Annotated in this window: 21 protein-coding genes and 1 pseudogene; 11 read left to right on the forward strand and 11 right to left on the reverse strand. The window is 46.8% G+C overall.

Annotated features, from left to right (window positions below; all coding sequences use genetic code 11):
- Positions 1-4 precede the first annotated feature (4 nt).
- The gene (locus tag EPH95_RS13495) at positions 5-496 is read left to right on the forward strand and encodes a DinB family protein (protein ID WP_142090584.1); all 492 of its coding nucleotides are present in this window, start codon (positions 5-7) and stop codon (positions 494-496) included.
- Between the two features lie 201 nt (positions 497-697).
- The gene (locus tag EPH95_RS13500; RefSeq protein WP_227004149.1) at positions 698-1570 is read left to right on the forward strand and encodes an NERD domain-containing protein; all 873 of its coding nucleotides are present in this window, start codon (positions 698-700) and stop codon (positions 1568-1570) included.
- Between the two features lie 116 nt (positions 1571-1686).
- Here the strand turns inward: EPH95_RS13500 and EPH95_RS13505 are convergent, their stop codons facing one another.
- The 8 genes from EPH95_RS13505 to EPH95_RS13540 all read right to left on the reverse strand — a co-directional run bounded on the left by EPH95_RS13505 (position 1687) and on the right by EPH95_RS13540 (position 9899).
- Positions 1687-2217 carry a chromate transporter gene (locus EPH95_RS13505; RefSeq protein WP_142090586.1) on the reverse strand — a complete coding sequence of 177 codons (531 nt, stop codon included), beginning with the start codon at positions 2215-2217 and terminating at the stop codon, positions 1687-1689.
- Positions 2218-2224: 7 nt separating this feature from the next.
- Positions 2225-2800, reverse strand: a complete 576-nt coding sequence (locus tag EPH95_RS13510; protein ID WP_142090587.1) for a chromate transporter — start codon at positions 2798-2800, stop codon at positions 2225-2227.
- A gap of 12 nt (positions 2801-2812) precedes the next feature.
- Entirely contained in the window at positions 2813-4417 is a 1605-nt protein-coding gene (locus EPH95_RS13515) for a gamma-glutamyltransferase family protein (protein WP_405127459.1), read from the reverse strand.
- Positions 4418-4533: 116 nt separating this feature from the next.
- Positions 4534-6033, reverse strand: coding sequence for an SLC13 family permease (locus EPH95_RS13520; RefSeq protein WP_142090589.1), 1500 nt, complete (start codon positions 6031-6033; stop codon positions 4534-4536).
- Positions 6034-6196: 163 nt separating this feature from the next.
- Positions 6197-7495, reverse strand: coding sequence for a hemolysin family protein (locus EPH95_RS13525; protein WP_142090590.1), 1299 nt, complete (start codon positions 7493-7495; stop codon positions 6197-6199).
- Positions 7496-7607: 112 nt separating this feature from the next.
- Positions 7608-8510: an LCP family glycopolymer transferase gene (locus EPH95_RS13530; RefSeq protein WP_142090591.1), complete on the reverse strand. Its 903-nt coding sequence runs from the start codon at positions 8508-8510 to the stop codon at positions 7608-7610.
- A 164-nt stretch (positions 8511-8674) separates the two neighbouring features.
- On the reverse strand, positions 8675-8926 hold the full coding sequence (locus EPH95_RS13535; RefSeq protein ID WP_142090592.1) for a YkuS family protein: 252 nt from the start codon (positions 8924-8926) through the stop codon (positions 8675-8677).
- Between the two features lie 49 nt (positions 8927-8975).
- The gene (locus tag EPH95_RS13540) at positions 8976-9899 is read right to left on the reverse strand and encodes an MBL fold metallo-hydrolase (protein WP_227004150.1); all 924 of its coding nucleotides are present in this window, start codon (positions 9897-9899) and stop codon (positions 8976-8978) included.
- A gap of 198 nt (positions 9900-10097) precedes the next feature.
- On the opposite strand from EPH95_RS13540, the gene EPH95_RS13545 reads away from it, so the two are divergent.
- The 6 genes and pseudogenes from EPH95_RS13545 to EPH95_RS13570 all read left to right on the forward strand — a co-directional run bounded on the left by EPH95_RS13545 (position 10098) and on the right by EPH95_RS13570 (position 16464).
- Entirely contained in the window at positions 10098-11339 is a 1242-nt protein-coding gene (locus EPH95_RS13545; protein ID WP_142090594.1) for a mechanosensitive ion channel, read from the forward strand.
- Positions 11340-11614: 275 nt separating this feature from the next.
- The gene (locus EPH95_RS13550) at positions 11615-12544 is read left to right on the forward strand and encodes an iron-hydroxamate ABC transporter substrate-binding protein (RefSeq protein WP_142090595.1); all 930 of its coding nucleotides are present in this window, start codon (positions 11615-11617) and stop codon (positions 12542-12544) included.
- A gap of 24 nt (positions 12545-12568) precedes the next feature.
- Positions 12569-13603, forward strand: a complete 1035-nt coding sequence (locus tag EPH95_RS13555; RefSeq protein ID WP_142090596.1) for a FecCD family ABC transporter permease — start codon at positions 12569-12571, stop codon at positions 13601-13603.
- Between the two features lies 1 nt (position 13604).
- Positions 13605-14600 (forward strand): FecCD family ABC transporter permease, encoded by a 996-nt coding sequence (locus EPH95_RS13560; RefSeq protein WP_142090597.1) that lies wholly within the window; start codon positions 13605-13607, stop codon positions 14598-14600.
- 12 nt (positions 14601-14612) lie between these two features.
- Positions 14613-15434 carry an ABC transporter ATP-binding protein gene (locus EPH95_RS13565; RefSeq protein WP_142090598.1) on the forward strand — a complete coding sequence of 274 codons (822 nt, stop codon included), beginning with the start codon at positions 14613-14615 and terminating at the stop codon, positions 15432-15434.
- A gap of 11 nt (positions 15435-15445) precedes the next feature.
- Positions 15446-16464, forward strand: a pseudogene (locus EPH95_RS13570) (NAD(P)/FAD-dependent oxidoreductase).
- Positions 16465-16539: 75 nt separating this feature from the next.
- Here the strand turns inward: EPH95_RS13570 and EPH95_RS19280 are convergent.
- The gene (locus EPH95_RS19280) at positions 16540-16776 is read right to left on the reverse strand and encodes a hypothetical protein (RefSeq protein WP_227003914.1); all 237 of its coding nucleotides are present in this window, start codon (positions 16774-16776) and stop codon (positions 16540-16542) included.
- A 52-nt stretch (positions 16777-16828) separates the two neighbouring features.
- Positions 16829-17389 carry a beta-class carbonic anhydrase gene (locus EPH95_RS13575; RefSeq protein ID WP_142090599.1) on the reverse strand — a complete coding sequence of 187 codons (561 nt, stop codon included), beginning with the start codon at positions 17387-17389 and terminating at the stop codon, positions 16829-16831.
- 95 nt (positions 17390-17484) lie between these two features.
- On the opposite strand from EPH95_RS13575, the gene EPH95_RS13580 reads away from it, so the two are divergent.
- Positions 17485-17808: a 2Fe-2S iron-sulfur cluster-binding protein gene (locus tag EPH95_RS13580; protein ID WP_142091618.1), complete on the forward strand. Its 324-nt coding sequence runs from the start codon at positions 17485-17487 to the stop codon at positions 17806-17808.
- A gap of 32 nt (positions 17809-17840) precedes the next feature.
- Here the strand turns inward: EPH95_RS13580 and EPH95_RS13585 are convergent, their stop codons facing one another.
- Positions 17841-18089 (reverse strand): NifU N-terminal domain-containing protein, encoded by a 249-nt coding sequence (locus tag EPH95_RS13585; RefSeq protein ID WP_142090600.1) that lies wholly within the window; start codon positions 18087-18089, stop codon positions 17841-17843.
- 101 nt (positions 18090-18190) lie between these two features.
- Here EPH95_RS13585 and EPH95_RS13590 point away from each other — a divergent pair, with 101 nt between their 5' ends.
- Entirely contained in the window at positions 18191-18697 is a 507-nt protein-coding gene (locus EPH95_RS13590; RefSeq protein ID WP_142090601.1) for a ferritin, read from the forward strand.
- A gap of 68 nt (positions 18698-18765) precedes the next feature.
- Positions 18766-19947: a M20 metallopeptidase family protein gene (locus tag EPH95_RS13595; protein ID WP_142090602.1), complete on the forward strand. Its 1182-nt coding sequence runs from the start codon at positions 18766-18768 to the stop codon at positions 19945-19947.
- The last annotated feature ends 112 nt before the right edge of the window (positions 19948-20059 follow it).

Below are 20059 nucleotides of genomic sequence, written 5' to 3' on the forward strand. Positions count from 1 at the left end.
ATTTATGTTTGGCATTCAAGAAGCAAGAAATGATTTGTTGTCCGGAGTGGAAGGCCTGAGCGATGAACAATTGAATCGCGAGGTGGAAGAAGGACGATGGACGATCGCGCAAGTTTTGGAGCATCTTTTTTTACTGGAAAAGGGAATGACTTTAACAATAGAGAAAGAACTGACGAATGAAGATAGCCAACCCGCCCGGAAAAAGAAACCGATCGAGCTGACACTTGAACGCTCCGGGCAGGAAAGGGAAGCACCGGAGCAGTTGCAACCTTCGAATGCATTTATGACATTTGAGGAAATAAAAGAAAGACTCGGCCAATCGCGAGCGACATTGCTGGAACGTTTGCGCAATGTGGACGATACGACCGTTCTCGCGAAAAAATCGGCGAAGCACCCGGCGTTCGGAACGATGGATATGGAGCAATGGATTGAATTTATCGGTTTGCACGAACGCCGCCATTTACAGCAAATCGAAGAATTGAAGGCAAAGCTATAAGCTGTGCGGAGCGCGAAGTGACAGATTATGAGCTGAAAATTGAAAGTGACAGATCCACTGCAAAAAGCGCGCCGGCAAAGCCTTGACCCGGCGCGTGATTAAAATTGAAAGGATTGAAAATGTGAACGCTACCCCTCGCACGTTCCCCGCTAAAATCCGCCAACTGGAAGCGTTGGACCTGCACTCAAGGATTTCCCGACTATCGTTGCTGAAGCCAAACGCGCCCGTGCCGGCTGGTATGGCGAAATATCAATGGATTATTTTTACAGGCAACTGGATTTGCCACTACAGCATTATTTTGTTCATCAATTGCGCCTTCCCCGTAACGTAGATTTTTTTCAAATGGACACTCTGCTCCTCACGCCTTATTTTTTCCTCATTCTTGAAATTAAAAATCTCGCAGGGATTCTCACATTCGATCATGAGCATCAACAGGTGCTTCGCGAGCAAGGGGGTCAGCAGGAAGTGTTTGCTGATCCGGTTTTGCAGGCTGAGCAACAGGCTGCATCGCTCAAAGCATGGCTACAAGCGCATTTCGGATCGAGCCCGCCGATTCACGCGTACGCCGTCATGACGAACAATAGCAGTATTTTGAAGAACGCCGCCCCTCACGCTCTGCATCATCAGATCATCCGCCCTCCCGCTTTGCGCCCCATTTTGCAAGCTCTTTTTGAAAAAGAAAAATGTCATGCGTTAGAAGACAAGTTAAATGTCTACGTAGAAGCATTAAAAAAAGCTTATCGCCCCGCGAGATACTGTGCGATGGGGAAATATGACATTAATCGTGCCGATTTAAGAAACGGCGTATTTTGCCCGAAATGTTCCGGTGTCATGAAGTGGCGACACGGCAATTGGGTATGTTCGCGCTGCGAACACGTAAGCCGAGACGCCCATCGTAAGGCTTTGGACGACTATGCCCTTCTTATTTCCTCGCATATATCGACCGGCGAATGTCAGGCGTACCTTCAACTCCCGGGAATTAATACCGCCCAACGCATTTTGAAAAAAATGAACCTCACTCATAGCGGCGGGACGAAGACACGAAAATACCATTTGCCGGGACATCGTCGGTAAATGCCAGATTATCGTAGGAAAGTGCCAGATTACGAGCGAAAAGTGACAGAATATCGTCAAAAAGTGCCAGAATATCGCCCGAAAGTGCCAGATTAACACCTCCCGCGCGCCCCCTTCTAAGCCAGTACCACCGCTCCATACACAAGCGCCCCTATAATAACGATCACCGGGTGCACTTTGAATTTTTCCAAAAGCAGCAGGCTCGCGCCGACGAGCACCACGGTCTGAACAGCGCCGGAGTCGCTCCATGACATGGAAAAAAACTGAAATGCCAGCACGCCGAGCAGTACAGCGATGGGCGCGCGGATTAGCGCGGTCATTTGTTGGACGCGAGGATGGTTTTTATATTTTAATAAAAACTTCATCAACAAAAGCATGGCAGCGAGGCTGGGCGCCACTGTGGCAAAGATCGCGACGAGCGCGCCCGGGATCCCCGCGACTTCGAAGCCGATGAAGCCAGCCATTTTCGTTGCAATCGGACCTGGGAGGGCATTTCCGAGAGCGAGAACCTCTCCGAATTGTTGGGTGCTCATCCAATCGAACCGATGGACGACCTCGTGTTCGATCAGGGGAATGGAAGCGGGCCCCCCGCCATAGCCAACGACACCGGGGATGAGAAATGCGACGAATAAGTGCCAATAAACCATGGTTAGGCTATCCTTTCTGTTCTTGTTTCTGTTCGGATGCAGCTTTTGGTTTTCGGCTAAGGGCGATAACCATTAACGCGACGATTAATATGGCCGGGTGAACATTAAACCATTCAAGCACGGCTAAACTTACGATCGTTAAAAGAAATGTGCCCCAAAACCCAACTTTCTGCTTGGATTGTTTTAAAAAATTGTAGGTCATTACGATGAGCAAAACGCCAACCACCGGCGCGATCGCTTGGGTCATTCCCTGGACGGCGGGAATATCTTGAAAAGAAACAAGGGTGCCTACCAAGAGAATCGTCAGGATAGCCGTCGGGAAAACAGCGGCGGCCAAAGCATTGAGCATTCCGAATACGCCGCCAACATAATGGCCGATGTAGCCGCTCAACTTTGTCACGATTGGCCCCGGAAGCGTATTCGCGAGCGCAACGATATCACTGAATTCTTCATCATCCATCCATTTATACGTTCCTACGACTTCCTTATGGATGAGCGGAATCGTTGGCGGTCCGCCGCCGTAGCCGAGCAAATTGGCCCGCAGCATGGCGACGAAAATATGCCATTGTTTTCGAGCGTCCATTTTTATCGCCCCTTACCAAATCGCCAGATGCCCGTCCGCCCGGGATTCGGTGCCGCCTACGAGCACCCCGGTTTCCGGGTTCCGCCAAATGATTTGTCCGCGGCCAAATCCTCCGGCTTCGAGTGTAGGTTTAATATGGTGGCCTTTGCGTATGAGCTGTCGTGCAATCTCTGCCGGGAAGTGGGATTCCGTTTCAATTGTTTTGCCGCCAAGCCATTTCCAGCGCGGTGCATCCAGGGCGGCTTGCGGGTTAAACTCGTAATCAATGGCATTGGTGAGCACTTGCAAATGGCCTTGCGGCATCATGTATGCGCCCATAACGCCAAACGGTCCGATGGGCTGATCGCCTTTCGTTAAAAATCCCGGAATGATCGTGTGATACGTCCGTTTATTCGGCGCAAGCGCGTTTGCTGCATTTTTATCCAACGAAAATTCCCAGCCGCGGTTTTGCATGCTGATGCCGGTGCTGGGGATCACGATACCGGATCCGAAGCCGGCATAATTGCTCTGAATCAGGGAAACCATGTTGCCTTCTCCGTCGGCGGTCGCTAAATAAACGGTTCCTCCTCGGGGCGGGGTTCCGGCTTTGGGCTCAATGGCTTCATCACCAATGAGAGAACGCCGTTCAGCCGCGTATTCCGATGTAAGTAAAGCTTTCGGATCTACGCTCATGTGTTCATGATCGGTAATGTGCTCAAACCCATCCATGAAAGCCAGTTTAAGTGCTTCCATTTGCACATGGTATGTTTCCGTGCTTTCCTTTGTCGGCAAATCAAAGCCGTTCAAAGTATTCATCGCCATAAGAGGGACGATTCCCTGTCCGTTCGGCGGCAGTTCCCAGACATCGTAGCCTTTGTAATTCACGGATAGCGGTTGCACCCAATCCATGCTAAATTGTTCCATGTCCTCTCCGCGAAGAAAACCGTTATGTTCACGGGAAAAATGATCAATGCGCTCTGCAAGTTCCCCCTCATAAAAAGCCTTTCCGTTCGTTCCCGCAATTTTACGCAGTGTAGCGCCATGGTCGGGCAAATGCCAAATCTCTCCGGGTTCCGGCGCTTTCCCTTGGCGGGTAAACGTATCAAACCAAGGTTTGAACTCCGGTTGATCCGCCGGATATAAATGAACGGCGGCTTTCCAATGCTTCGATACGATTGGGCTCACCGGGAAACCTTCTTCAGCCAAGCGAATCGCTGGAGCAAGCACTTCCTTCAGGGATAATTTTCCAAACCGTTTCGATAACGCCACCCAACCCCCGGGAGCACCGGGAACGTTCACCGGAATCAAACCGTTTCGCGGCATGGCATCAAAGCCGCGTACTTTCACAGCATCAATCGAAATCCCGCCGGGTGAACGCCCGCTGGAATTCATCCCGTACATCTCACCGTCCAGCCAGACAATGGCGAAGGAATCGCTGCCAATGCCATTCGAAGTAGGCTCGACAACCGTCAATGCCGCGGCTGTTGCTATCGCGGCGTCAACCGCATTCCCGCCTTTTTTTAGCATGTCAAGACCAGCTTCGGACGCGAGTGGCTGCGAAGTGCCAACCATCCCACGCTGGCTGTACATAGGGGTTCTTTTTGAAAAGTAAGGATGATACCAAGGATCAAACTGCATCATAGAGCGATCGCCTCTTTATATTGATAATATTGACTTACATTTTATCATAGTTTTATTAAGGACGTGCAATATAATAGAGAGTGGGAAAAAGACCCGTCTGGATCTCACCTTTTCTACAGGTTGAAAGCAATCGGCATCCAAAAATAAACGGCAAGTGTGATCACAATAATGGAAAATAGGTTAAGCCATACTCCGGCTCTTGCCATGTCACCGATATGCAAGACGCCTGCACTAAAGACGGCAGCATTCGGTGGTGTTGCAACGGGAAGCATGTAGCAAGATCCGGCTGAAAGAGCAGCTGCCGCCATGAGAGGTAAAGGGTCAATTCCGATCGCGATCCCCATCCCTACGGTAAGTGGAATGACCAGATTGGCTACCGCGGTATTAGAGAGAATTTCTGTAATCCCTAATACAATTGTGACGAGCAATAAGATGATAATAATAAATGAGAATTGTTCCAACAACTGAAGTGTTTCACCAATCCAATCATTGAGCCCGGAGGAACTAAACCCTTCAGCTAAAGCTAGTCCACCTCCGAAAAGGATCAATACTCCCCAGGGCAATCGTTTCATGTCCTCCCATTCCAGAATACGTTCCCCCTTTTCCGTGCTTGGCAAGAAAAAGAGCAGGAGCGCACCAAATACTGCAATCGTACCATCGTGAAGATTTTCCTCTAAGCCTAATTGTATGCCCATAAATGATGCAAATAGCCAATCGATGGCGCCTTTGAACACCCAAAAGAAAACTGTGATACAGAAAGCAATGGTGACCATGCCTTCATTTCGATTGAAAGGGCCTAAGGCTTTTTTATCCTCTTGAATAAAATCAAGCGATGGTTGCTCATCAGGAGATACGTTCACCTTGAATTGGAGCCGGGTAAGGTAAAAGTAGAGGACAATGAGCATCACAAGGGCTACCGGACCTGCGAAGATCAGCCAATCCAAAAAAGTAATTGTTCGATCAAGTTGGTTATTTACGATTCCTGCTAATACAGCATTAGGGACAGCAGCTACAAGTGTGGCAAGCCCCCCGATGGTTGCGGCGTAAGCAACAGAAAGTAAAATCCCTTTTGAGAAATTATCTAGATTTTTTCCGGTGAAAATCTCTTTTTCTTTCACTTCTGTAATCAGCGCGATCGCCACGGGTAACATCATTAATGCAGTGGCGGCATTGGAGACAAACATGGAAATCATCGCGGTAGAGATAATAATGCCCAGCGTGATTCGGTGGCTTTGTGAACCAATCATTTGAATGACACTCAACGCAATTCGGCGATGAAGGTTCCACTTTTCGATCGCCAGCGCTATAACGAAACCGCCTCCATACATAAAAATGGTAGGGTCGGAATACGCAGGCGCGATGGTTTCAATCTCAGCGCCTCTAAACGCCGGAATAAGAACAAGCGGCACTAAAGATGCAGCCGCCAAAGGAATAGCTTCTGTTACCCAGAATGTAGCGACAAGCATGGTCGTAGCTAAAACAACGCGAGGTTCGTGACTAAGCTCGCTCTCGGGAATTAGAAAATATGCAAGGAGAAATAAAGAAGGGCCCAGTATCAGGCCGATTAGATTGCGCTTCGTATACCTTGATTGAGGAAGTTCATTCTCTGACATTCGTTACCTACTTTCTTTCATGATGGTCTGTTCTTAGGGTGACCCTTTATATAATAATGGGAGCGCTTACTAAAAATCAATATGAAATATGGTAGAAAAATTATCCCTCGATACCCACGTCTACCACGAAAATAAAAAAAGAAGTTGTCCCGTCGGACAACCTCTATTCGTCCTCTTCCTCCATAACAATTTCCAGTTTCCGGTAGCGGTATGCATCTCGTTTGATCACGCGGATCTTCATCGCTCCGATTTTCCATTTTTCACCTTCTTGGATGTTCGGGTTTATGGAAAATAACCAGCCGCCGACCGTATCAAAGTCGTCTTCCTCAATTTTCTCGGAGAGGTACGCGTTAATATCGTCAATGAGCACAATCCCGTCGACGAGGAAATGACCGCTGGCAATCTCTTCGATTTCGTGCATCTCCCCTTCGTCAAACTCATCGCGGATATCCCCGACGATTTCTTCGAGAATGTCTTCAATGGTTACCAAACCGGCCGTTCCGCCGTATTCATCAATTAAAACACTTAAGTGGGCGCCCTCGGTCTGCATTTTTTTCAGTAATCGTTTGATCGGGGTTTGATCGGAGACGGTAAGAACAGGGCGGGTGATTTCATCGATGTTGATTTGTTCTCTTTCCAAATTCACCAATAAAAATTCCTTCGTATTGATGAAGCCGATGACATCATCTTTATTTTCACCGACCATCGGATAACGAGTGAAGCGCTTATCTTTAATTTTTTTCATCGACGCTTCCAATGGTTCGTCCCGATAAAGACAAACCATATCGGTGCGCGGAACCATGACTTCATTGGCTTTTCGTTCATCGAACGCGAAGATGTTGTTGACGTACCCGAACTCGGCTTGATTGATCTCTCCGTGCCGTAAACTTTCCGTAAGCAACGCCTGCAATTCCTCTTCTGTGTGGGCTTCATCCAAATGTTTGGCCGGTGTGAGCCCGAACAATTGCACAAATGCGTTGGCGACCCCGTTAAGCACAAAAATGGCGGGATAAGTAATGAAATAAAAAAAACGAAGCAAACGTACAACAGCAAAACTAATCGTCTCCGAATGTTGCATTGCAGCAGTTTTAGGTGCCAGCAACCCGATCACGATGTACAGAAAAGTGACAAGGACAAAGGCGAGTATCAATGAAACAATGGTGCCTGTTTCCGTCGGTACATTTACGGAGGTGAGCAACGACGCAAGAACTGTTTCAGTCAAGGATGCGCCTAGCCAGCCCAAACCGATCGTCGTTATCGCAATTCCGAGTTGGGCAGCTGAACGGTACCCTTCGGGATGCGCGATCATCTTTTTCAGGAGTGCAGCTTTTCTGTTGCCTTCTGCAGCGAGCGCTTCAAGGTGGGTGTTCCGCATTCGCGAGATGGAATGTTCCGCGGCCACAAAAAACGCTGTTGCAACGAGTAAAAAAACAAACAAGGCGACACTAATGCCAATATTCAACGGTACATTCTCCCCTACATCGCATATGTTACGAAGATTATATCACGAATAAAGAGAAGAAGGGAGGCAATGTGCTTGTATGCGCCAATAAAATAAACCAACTTGCCATCCGCTAATCAAGTTCCAAATGCTCCTGGAGCTTATTCGAGACACGTTCTTTATCCAGTTCATCGACGACATAATAGTACACCCCGTCCAAACGGGCGTGTTCACCGCTTAGGGTGAGTTGTTCCAAATCATGAATGCTGGGTTCATAGTTTTGCATGTCGATCATGTCTTGAAACTCCATGTTCGTTTGTACGTTTTTGCCAATTGCATCAAGGATGGATCCGATGCTTGTAACGGATGACATGTTCGCCCCTTCGCGCAGGACGCCTTCAATGACTTGGCGTTGTCGCTCATTCCTCCCCGAGTCCCCGAGGGGATCATCTTGGCGCATGCGTACGAATGCAAGGGCTTCTTTTCCGCTTAATTCCAATTCCCCTTTTTGGAACGCCTCCCCGGCATATTCGAATTCAAGATCATTGATGACGGTTATGCCGCCGACGGCGTCGACCATTTCTTCAAACCCATCCATATTAACGGTAACGATATAATCGATGGGCACATCCAAAAAATGTTCCACCGTGTCCATCGCCATTTTTTCTCCGCCGTAATAATAGGCATGATTGATTTTGTCATTCCAGCCGCGCCCAACAAGTTCTGCATTTGTATCGCGCGGAATGCTGAGCATTTTCATCGATTGATCGCCGGGATTTACCGTTACGACAATCATCGTATCCGTCCTGCCGTAATCTGCCTCTTCAGCGTCTAAACCGAGCAATAAAAAAGAAACAGGATCGTTATCCTCAAAATTAATCTGTTCGGAACGAATGTTTGACCCTTCTCGGTCAATCGGCGCATGCATATCATTAGCCGTCGATGAAAACGAAACATAAAGATAAAGCGCAAAGGCGCCCGCAACCAATATAAGAGCGGAAACAACAATCGCAACGATGATCATCGTTTTTTTCATAATGGAAACTCCCCGATTCAAAATAGGCGTTCTTTCTGCCCAATGATATGCTCGTCTACACCAATGTATGCATAAATATTGAACGGGGAGATAGATGCTTTATTGGGGTAGCACCGTGCGGATTGTCCGCAATTCACTAAAAAAGGAACCCTTGTCCGGGTTCCCTATTCCGCTTGATTTAAGCGATCTTCCACCTCATTGCAAACTTGCTCGGCGTTTAATCCTTGAGCTTCAATGACTGGAGCTTGCGAAGCTGTATCGCTCATCCCCATGACATTGCTATCCATTCCGGTGGTCACGCAGCAGTCACAGTCAGCGGCGTCTTGTTCTTGCTGGAGAGAGACGACATCATGCCCCTTTTCTTCCAGTGCTGCCTGTACATCCGATAGTGAGGCTTCCACACCGATTCTGGCCATAGTTTCCACACCTCCTTACCGGTATCAGCATCCCCCTGGTTTTGCTTATTTATGCCTTTTTATCATGATAATGCCACACGCCATTCATTTTTTCTTTTCCGATCCGTTCTTTCGCTTCCAAATAATCCAAGTGGCCAAGAATTTCCGACATTACAAGGGGGAATTGACTGTCGTACCTTTTTTCATAATAACTTTTCGCGAGACCGGCGGCCGTCGTTAATCCCTCGCAGATGAGAAGCGCGAGTTTGTCCGCTTTTTCTTCGATTTCTTGGATTCGCTTTTGCACCAAGGATGAAGCATCGTAAATGACTTCGCCATGGCCTGAATAAACAGTCGTCGGTTGCAAGGAATCTGCCGCTTCCATCGAATCCATATGTTGCAGCAAAGGGCGTTGCCTTCGTCCTTCGAAATCGGGTTCGGCCAACGCGTTGCTGGAGATATGCTGAATCAGCAAATCGCCACCGAACAACCAGCCTGTTTCTTCGTGGAAAAAGGACACTTGGTCCGGCGCGTGTCCGGGAACTTCCATGATCTCCAGGTCGATTTGCGCGGGGTCAAAAGGGTGAATGTCCGACTGCATCGCCTTTTTTTCGTTCTTTTGCAAAGCATTTTGTAAATAACGAATTTGGTTTTCGCCGGCTTCGCCACAATCGGCCTCCCTGTATAACGTTTCAAAAAATGCTACCCTTCGTTCCATGAAATCGCGATCCCTTTTCAAACGAGGGATGGAATGAGGGTGGGCATAAACAGGCACCGGATGATTGCGTACGATTCGATCGACTAAGCCGACATGGTCGATGTGGTGGTGGGTTAAATAAATTTGTGTGATATCTTGAATGGAAAATTCGTTTCGTTTCAATGTTTCCAATAAAGCATTCCAACATTCTTCATTGTGTAACCCAGCGTCGATCAAGGTAAGGTTGTTTCCAGACTGATATAAGTAGAAATTAATACTTTTTAGACTATTGTTCACAGGAACGATGATGGGATAGACGGTATGGTTTTTCCTCTCTATTTTCAAGATGGAACACTACTTTCATAGGTGTTTATCCGTATCATATCACAAAAAATTAGAGAGGAAACTCATAATCTTTGACACCATTCTTCGTTTATAAATGGCAGTACTAGGGTAGCCCATAGTATGTACATTTTACAATAGGAGTGAGCATAAATGGATACCATGGAAAATATGTTGTCACAACTTTTACAAGCCGTGCCGAATATTATAACGGCGCTTTTGCTATTGTTGCTGGCTTGGGTGATCGCCAAGATTGTAAAGGGGATCATTACCTCCGTGATCCGGAAAATAAAAATGCCGGATTTTATGGAGAAGGAGGAAAATGAAAGCAGGAGCGAAAGAAATGAAAACAAAGATAGCCGCGAACAACTTGCGGGGTCCGCCGGATCGATCGCGTATTATTTAGTCTTCATCTTGTTTGTTCCAAGCATATTGGATGCATTGAATATGACGTCCGTCGCGCGGCCGATTTCGAATATGATGGAGTCGGTGCTGGCATTTTTACCAAATCTATTATTGGCGACAATTATTCTAGTTGTTGGTATTTTAATTGCCCGGTTGGTCCGTAATCTTGTACAAAGTGCACTGGACACCGTGAACTTTGACCGTTTTTTTGATAAATTGCGAACCAATAACGAGGAAAGACCGGATGCTGCAAAACTATCAACAACAATAGCTAACATTGTCATGGTGATCGTTCTAATCCCCATTATCACCATTGCTCTGGAAGCATTAAACATAGACACGATTTCCGAACCGATTGTTGTTGTGCTAAGCGCGATATTGAACATTATTCCAAGCTTGTTTGTCGCGATTATTCTTGTGATTGCCGGTTACTATATCGCCACTTTTACCGCCCGACTTTTAACCGGTTTATTAAATCGCACAAATATCAATCGTGTTTACGAAGCGATCGGCTTCGGTCCGAGGGAGGATCAGAAATTTGACCTTCCGGATGTTCTGGGTAGAATCGTTCAAGTATTAATCATTCTGTTCTTCACGGTTCAAGCATTGGAAGTCATTGATTTAAACGTTCTAAATCAAATCGGCAATGCCATTATCGTCTATCTGCCGTTGCTCATCAGTGCATTGCTGATCATTGGACTCGGGCTTATTGCCGGGAATTTCTTGGAGAAAGCCGTTGTTCGCTATACGCGCAGTTCCTTCTCGGCGCTGATCGTCAAATATACCGTCATTCTCTTTGCCGTATTTATGACATTGGATCAGCTCGGCTTCGCAAGCTCGATTGTGAAAATTGCCTTCCTCTTGATCCTCGGTGGATTCGCAGTCGCTTTCGCGATCTCCTTCGGTATCGGGGGCCGCGACTTCGCGACAAGACAATTGGACAAGTTTGAGAACCGCTTGAAGAAAAAAGATCATGACGAAGAATCGTAGATCAATGGGCAGGAGGCGCATTCTGACTGAAACGTCAGGATGCGCCTTTTGCGTGTGGCAGCACATACTCGGAATATTAAATTTCGTATTATTAGATAAACGCAATCTAGCGTCTGGAATTTATGTTTCTCTCTGAGCACTCAACGGACCATCAACCATTAGTTGACATTGATAATCATTATCAATTAATATAAAAGGGAATGATGTTACTGCTTCCGAACCGCCCCATCGCAGAGATGAAAAATACGGTTGTTCATAGCAAGGAGAAGATAGAGATGAAAAAGGGCATAATCATGGTGTTTTTTTTGCTTACGTTGACGGCTTGCGGGAATGATTCTGCTCAGAAAACACCAGAAGAAGCCAGTCGCACTGTTGCTATTGGAAGTGAATCTGTTGAAGTGCCCGAAGATCCTGAGCGTATAGTCACTGATTTTTATGCTGGTGAGTTACTAACCGTTGGAGCCAATGTCGTGGGGGCAGGGTCAATAGCGTTTGATAATCCTTTTCTCGAAGAGGAACTCTCAGAGGTTGAAGATATTGGGGAACCACCAAATGTCGAAAAAATTCTGGAGTTGGATCCAGACTTAATTTTGGTCATGTATGATGAAAATCTTGAGCAGTTAGAGCAGATTGCCCCTACGGTACATATTCCATATAACACAGCGACCAACGTTGAAGATATGACAGAGATGTTTGGAGCCATTGTAGGAGCAGAGGAAGAAGCACAGGCATTCCTGAATGACTATCACAATCACGCTGAAGAGGCTCGGGAGGAAATCGAGGATTATGTGCCTGCGGATGCGACCTTTGGCCTTTACGAAATAACGAATGACAATGAGTTATATGTTTTCGGGGAAAATTTTGGTCGTGGAGGCCAAGTATTATATGACGCTTTGGATTTAGAAGCACCCGATATTATTGAAAACGAAGTCATGGAGGAAGAAGATGTGCTCATGCTTTCTCAAGAAGTAGTCCCTGAATATGCGGCTGATTATATGTTTCTTACGAGTTATGATCCAGAAAATCAGCATCATGCCAAAGACCAAATTGAAGAATCCTCCGTATGGCAAGGGTTAGATGCCGTACAAAATGGGCGTTATCGCCTTAATGATTTCGATACTTTTTACCCTTATGATCCCATTTCTGTTTACCATCAGATTGATTTATTTGTGGACATCATTCGAGAAATGGAAGCCGAAGGCTAAATGAGAAAGAAGGATGCACGCTTAATGGTGAATGAAACGTCCCCTGCGCCGAAACAGGTACACGCAAAACCTATGGCCGTGATCATTATCGTGGTGGTTGGCACGATGCTCTTAGTCTGCGCCAGTGTGATTTCTATTTCTTTAGGCGCGGCAAGTATCACACCCTCAACGGTGTGGCAGACGATCATCGCTTATGATGACTCGCTAACAGATCACCAGATTATCCATGAGATACGCTTTCCAAGGGTAGTTGGGGCTGTTCTTATTGGGAGTTTTCTTGCCGTTTCGGGAGCACTAATGCAAGGAATGACAAGAAATCCACTTGCAGAACCTTCCATTATTGGGGTTACAGATGGCGCGGCCTTGGCGCTCGCCATCATGTTTGCCTTTTTCCCTAGTGTTCCTTACACCGGATCTTTATTTGCCGCTTTTATCGGGGCTGGTGTTGGAACGGCACTTGTTTTTCTTGTTGGTTCGTTGGCCAAGGGAGGACTAACACCAGCTAAACTTGCGTTAGCAGGGGTCACGATTGCTGCCTTTTTAAGCGCTATATCCTCAGGGATTGCTATCTATTTTGACGTTGCCCAAGATTTAAGTTTTTGGTTTGCTGGTGGCCTGGCCAATATCGATTGGCAACACATTCAACTTATGCTTCCCATTGTGATGATAGGTATGGTCATAGCCCTCTTGTTAGCTCGTTCGATCACCATTTTAAGTTTGGGAAGGGATGTGGCTCAAGGTTTAGGACAACGCACAAGTATGGTTCGAACCATGGGTATCGTTGCCGTGATGCTTATGACAGGAGCGGCTGTTGCTGTTGCCGGGATCATTGGTTTTATTGGTTTAGTCATTCCCCATATCACCCGTGCCTTAGTTGGTCTTGATTACCGCTACATTCTGCCGTGTTCAGCCATTCTTGGCAGTTTGCTATTGGTTATTGCAGATATTCTAGCTCGACTGGTCAATGCCCCTTATGAAACACCGGTGGGCGCGATAACGGCTTTGGTCGGCGTCCCGTTTTTCCTTTATCTCGCTCGCAGAGAAGGGAGAGGTGTCTGACATGAAGCGGATCGTATGGATCTATACGGCCATTGTGGGCTTGATATTTGGTGTTTTTTTCTTAAGTCTGCAAATGGGAACGATGACGATTGCCCCTCCTGATGTTTTGCGAACATTGATGGGGGATGGTACTGAACAGCATGCCCTCGTTTTATTCGAATTTCGATTACCAAGAATGGTGATTGCATTGCTAGCTGGGGCTGGGTTAGCGGTTTCAGGGTTGATTTTACAAAGCCTTTCCCGTAACGAACTAGCCGATCCAGGGATTCTCGGCATCAACGCGGGGGCTGGGCTAGCGATTGTGCTTTTTATTTACTTTTTCCAAGGTTCTTACACGACATTAGGTGATACGATCTTTGCTCTTCCCCTTTTCGCATTTGTCGGTGCAATTACAGCAGCATTTCTTATCTATACACTTGCTTGGAAAAAGGGAGTAACCCCGATTCGGTTAGTCCTCGTCGGCATTGGTTTAAATGCAGGGTTCACAGCGATTCTTATTGTTTTTCAACTGCGTATGAATCCCAATGACTTTATGCAAGCCACGGTTTGGCTAAACGGGGATATCTGGGGAACGAGCTGGGCCAATACACTAGCTGTTTTGCCATGGATACTCCTCCTTATCCCCCTCGTTATAGCGCATGCGAGGACCTTGAACATTTTGCGGTTAGGAGATCCACCGGCGGTTTCATTAGGGGTCAAGGTGGAGCGTAACCGTCGGCATTTACTCGTGTGGGCGGTCATGTTAGCGGGGGTATCGGTATCTGTTGGAGGGGCCATTTCATTTCTCGGTCTTGTGGCGCCTCACATTGCTCGTCGTCTTGTTGGTCCGCGCCATCAGGCCATGATTCCGACAGCTGCTCTGATGGGGGCCTTAATCTTACTATTCGCGGATATGATCGGCCGTAATGTTCTCTCACCTTCAGAAATACCTGTAGGCATTGTCGTGGCTGTTATTGGCGCTCCGTATTTTCTGTATTTGCTTATGAAAACCCCATAGTGAGGTGAAACAATGACACGCCTGGAAACGAATCATTTATCGATCCGTTATGATAAAGAAACCATTGTCAATGATTTGACGTTGCACATTCCGGAAGGAAAAATTACAACCATTATCGGCCCGAACGGTTGCGGAAAATCGACGATTTTAAAAACGTTGGCTCGCGTGATGAAGGCTTCAAAAGGATTCGTCTATTTAGACGGGAAGTCGATTCATACCCAACCGACGAAACAAATCGCCCAAAAGATGGCGGTATTGCCGCAAGCACCTGAGGCACCGAGTGGTTTAAAAGTGCGGGAGCTCGTGGCGTACGGACGACACCCCCATCAAAAAGGGTTCGAAACATTGCGCGAACAAGATCACGACATTATTGATCTTGCGCTCGAACAGACCGGCTTGGAAGCTTTAGCCGAACGATCTTTAGACACCCTTTCTGGCGGGCAACGCCAGCGCGTTTGGATTGCCATGGCGCTTGCCCAACAAACGGAATTGTTGCTGCTTGATGAGCCCACGACGTATCTGGATCTTGCTCATCAACTTGAAGTGTTGCAAGTCTTACGGCATTTAAATGAACAACAAGGGCGCACGATCGTTTTGGTCGTTCATGATATCAATCATGCTTCTCGTTTTGCCGATTATATGGTGGCGTTACGTGAGGGATCGATCGTGCAGGAAGGCGCGCCTGAGGAGGTCATGTGTGCCCAAGTTTTACGTGATGTCTTCCACATTCACGCGGATATTGTTTCTGATCCAAGGAGTGGGAAGCCGGTTTGTTTAAGCTATGATTTGTTAAGGCATACCGATAACCGAGAATTACAAAACATTTACCTTTAGGGGGTATCACCATGCTGGAGTGTTATGACGTTACGATCATAGGTGGGGGCCGGCAGGCTTATATGCGGCCTTTTACAGTGGGATGCGCGATTTGAAGACGAAAGTGATCGAACATGAAAAAGAGCTGGGCGGAAAAGTGAACGTGTACAAGGAGAAAACCATTTGGGATGTTGGCGGGTTACCGCCAACGAGTGGCACGCAACTCATTTCGCATCTTGTCGATCAAGCCTTAACTTTCCATCCTGCGATTGCAATGGGGGAGCAGGTCATAGATATCCAGAGAATGGATGATGGTCTTTTTCATATTACGACTAACAAAAACCGTGACCATTATTCGAAAGCCATTATTTTGACCACAGGTTATGGGATCTTACGCCAAGCCAAGTTGAACATCCAGGGTACCGAAAAATTTGAAACGTCTAATCTTCACTATACGGTAAATAATATGGAACAGTTTCGACATAAACATGTCATCATTTCGGGTGGAGGGAATTCAGCTGTTGATTGGGCTAATGAGCTTGAACCGATGGCCAAAAGTGTCACTGTTGTCCATCGACGTGATCAATTTGGAGGACATGAGAAATTTGTGGAGAAGATGCGACAATCTTCGGTCGATATTCTCACCCCCTATGCCATTGACGATGTCAAAGCAAGTCCAGATGGTTGTTGTATTGAACAAGTGACATTGAAGCATTGTGAAAATGAACAGTGTCATCTTCGAAGGACAGATGCAGTCATTGTTAATCATGGTTATCAGCCAGACTTGAGTTTTCTGAATCATCATCCCCTGGGTTTACAAGTGGAAGAACGCCGGTTGCTCACCTCCCCTCATATGGAAACATCAGCTTCCGGGATCTTCGCGGCCGGAGATATCTCGAATCATTCAAGTAGTATTCCACTGATTGCTGGGGCCTTTACGGAGGCTGGATTAGCCGTCAATGCCGCAAAGCTTTATATCCATCCTGATGCCGACCGTTATGCGCTTGTCTCGTCTCATAATGATCGATTTAAAAAACAACAGTTTAAATGAGTTAGAATCCGTTGAAGTTGTTCACGCCACTCTCGATGATGATGACTTTCATCCATAAACACGTAAGTCTCTTCATCATGACGCCCAAATGGGAAAAGACGAGCAACGAAAGTCGACATGGTGCAACGGACCGGCTTCCTTTCGTTCCAAGCTTCCCCCGATCCTTATTCGCCCTTCGTGTTCCAGTGCATCAAGAGCAAAGGCATAGGAAGGTTCGTGAAGAATAATACCCATATGTCCCTGGGATGCGTCTGGCAAGTAGTCTTGAACGGCCATATTGGACACTTGGGCCTCAGGGCACAAAGATGGCAAGAGTTGAAATCATCTTTTGTTTTAGACGCATTGGTAAGAAGCCTCCTCCACGTTATTGCTCGTACCCGCGCGTCACAAGAGTGAGTTCTCCGGTTTCCGGATCAATGACCAAGCCGTGAATCGGGATAGAGGCCGGCATAAGCGGATGTCCAGTAAGAATTTCTACACTGTTCGCCACCGATTGTTCCACGGTTTCGAATCCAGCGAGCCATTCATTTATATCGACACCTTCATCTTGAACGGCTTGAAAATGTTGATCTTCAATGTTTCTTTCCCTCATTTTTTCCATCACGATTGAAGGGTCGAGTTGTTGCATGCCGCAATTTTTATGGCCGATAATGAGCACTTCTTCTGCCTGCAAAGCATTGATAGCGATAAAAATGCTGCGTACAACGCTATCATAAGGGCTTGTAATCATCCCCCCGGCGTTTTTGACCATCTTCACATCGCCGTTCTTGATGTTCAAAGCCGCCGGCAATAACTCGATCAAACGCGTATCCATACAGGTCAAAATCACAGATTTTTGGTTTGGCAGGTTGCTGGTTTTATAGGGTTCATACTGGTTTGAACCGACAAACTGTTTGTTATGTGCAAGAATATCGTCTAAGTACATCGTTTCACAGCTCCTTTTCTGCTTTATTTTATCAAAAACTCCGAAGAATGTGTTAAGATTTACGTATATCTTACATAAAAGGAGCGATGGAAAAGATGCCAACGGTTCATGTAGATGGAAAGCATTCATTTGAAGTGGAAGAAGGAAAAAAACTAGTACTCGCTCTGGAGGACAATGGCATTGATATTTTGCACCGTTGCGGCGGAAATGCAAAGTGCACGACGTGCCGGTGTGAGGTGCTGGAAGGAGAATTGGGTCCGAAAGGGGAGGCGGAAGCGACGATCCTTAGCAATAAGGATATAACGGATCCGAAGATTCGGCTTTCTTGCCAAAACCGTGTTTATTCCGACCTTACCGTAAGGCCTGTGAAAACAACAACGAATACAAACTTGGACCCGGGCAAGCGGCCGGAAGATTAAAAAAGAGAGCCACTGCGGCTCTCCGTTTTTCACTAGTCTTCGAATGCTTGTTCAATTTGCGGCAACAGATCATCCCAATTGGCATCTTCGGTTTTATTGACTGTGACGAAATCATTGATGCCGAAGATGTTGTCGACACCCTCTAGGCCAAGCAATTTTTTTGCGACCGGGTGGTCCGTTTCCTCTCCTTTTTTTAGGGAGGTGCTGCTTTCAAAAATCGTTTGGTCAGCAGTGATCTTCATCGCGTTGGGATTTGGAGTTGGTTCGGCTTGTACATTCATTAGGGGTTGTCCCTCCTTCTTTTATCTGAACCCATCATAACATTTTTTTAAAGGAAATTAAACGAAGCATCTATAAGGAATAGAACGAAAGGATGATGAGAATGCTTTCCAACAAAGTCGGAGATGCATTAAACGAACAGATGAATAACGAACTGCAAGCTGCGCAGGAATACATGGCAATGGCCGCTTATTGCAATTACAAAAGCTATGACGGGTTCGCCAATTTTTATTTTCAACAGGCAAAAGAAGAACGGTACCACGCGATGAAAATATATAATTTTTTGGATGACCGCGGACACCGTGCAGTTTTTTCAGGCATCAAAGAACCCCGGAAAGACTTTGATTCATTATTGGATACGTTCGAAGCAGGGCTCGCCCAGGAAAAACAGGTGACGAAGAATTTTTATCATTTATCGGATTTGGCCTGGGAAGAGAGAGAACATCAGACATTATCATTTCTGAATTGGTTTTTAGATGAGCAAGTGGAAGAAGAAGCGATGTTTGATACGCATATAGATTATTTGAAACGGATTAAAGACGACTCCAATGCCCTCTATATCTATGAGTTGGAACTGGCCAAACGTGAATTTAAGGAAGATGAAGAGTGATGAACGGGGAGCATACGCTCCCTCTATACATAGATGAAGGAATCATCAATGAATAAGGGGGCGTAAAAATGACCGTAGCAGAAACTGAAAAACTGGAAGCTTTATTTTCCGATATCGTGCAATGGAGACGGCATTTGCACACTTATCCGGAGCTGTCTTTTCACGAAGTCGAGACACCGGCGTTTATCGCCGAGAAACTGGAAACGTTAGGATTGGAAGTAAAACGAAACGTCGGCGGACGCGGCGTGGTAGCTTACCTCCGCGGCGAAAAGCCGGGTCCGACGATTGCCCTTCGCGCCGATTTTGACGCGCTGCCGATTGAAGAGGATAACGATATATCTTATAAGTCGCAAAACCCTGGTGTTATGCATGCTTGTGGCCACGATGGCCATACGGCCGCTTTGCTCGGCGTTGCAAGTGTCCTAGTGGAAAAAAAGGCTGAATTAAACGGGACAATTGTGTTTCTTTTCCAGCACGCGGAAGAAAAACCCCCGGGCGGGGCGCAGGAAATGATCAAAGATGGGTGCCTCGAGGGCGTAGATGTGGTTTATGGTGCTCATGTTGCATCTGATATTCCCTTCGGGCACGTTAACGTCACTAGCGGTCCGATCATGGCGGCGGTAGATGCGTTCACTATTCATGTTCAGGGCAAAGGGGGTCACGGTGCGCGGCCAAATCTTACAAAAGACGCGATCGTCGCGGGGACGCAGCTTGTCACTGAACTACAGCAAATCGTCGCCAGGCGTGTAGATCCAATGGATACGGCGGTTGTCACCGTCGGTGTCTTTCAAGCTGGATCGGCATTTAATGTAATCGCGGATTCGGCGCATATTGAAGGTACGGTACGAACATTCAAGCAGGAAACACGCGAGCAAATTGAAGAAGAAATCCATTCCATTGTAAGGGGAGTAGAAACATCGACGCATGTGACCTGCAGTGTTGATTATTTGAACGGCTACCCGCCACTCGTGAATCATGAGCAAGAAACAAGTGTGCTTGGCGAAGTGGCGGAAGAAGCGATGGGGAAAGAAGCCCCGATTACCAGACCGGCCCATCTCGGTGGGGAAGACTTCGCTTTTTACTTGAAAGAACGACCGGGAGCGTTTTTCCATGTCGGAGCCCGAACCGAAGACGAAAACACCCATTACCCCCACCATCATCCACGCTTTAATTTTGATGAAAAAGCGTTGCTGAATATTGGAAAACTGTTTTTGGGGATTGTGCAGAGGTACAATAGGGGTGGAAATTAGTGTATCGTCATTTCCGAAGTCTCCCTGATGCTGCATAAGTGAATAGAGGATCTATATGCTGGCTTCTATCCATTATGGGGGTCAGCATATTATGTTTAGAGTGCAACGAAAG

The organism is Salicibibacter halophilus (assembly GCF_006740705.1).
GTDB lineage: Bacteria > Bacillota > Bacilli > Bacillales > Marinococcaceae > Salicibibacter > Salicibibacter halophilus.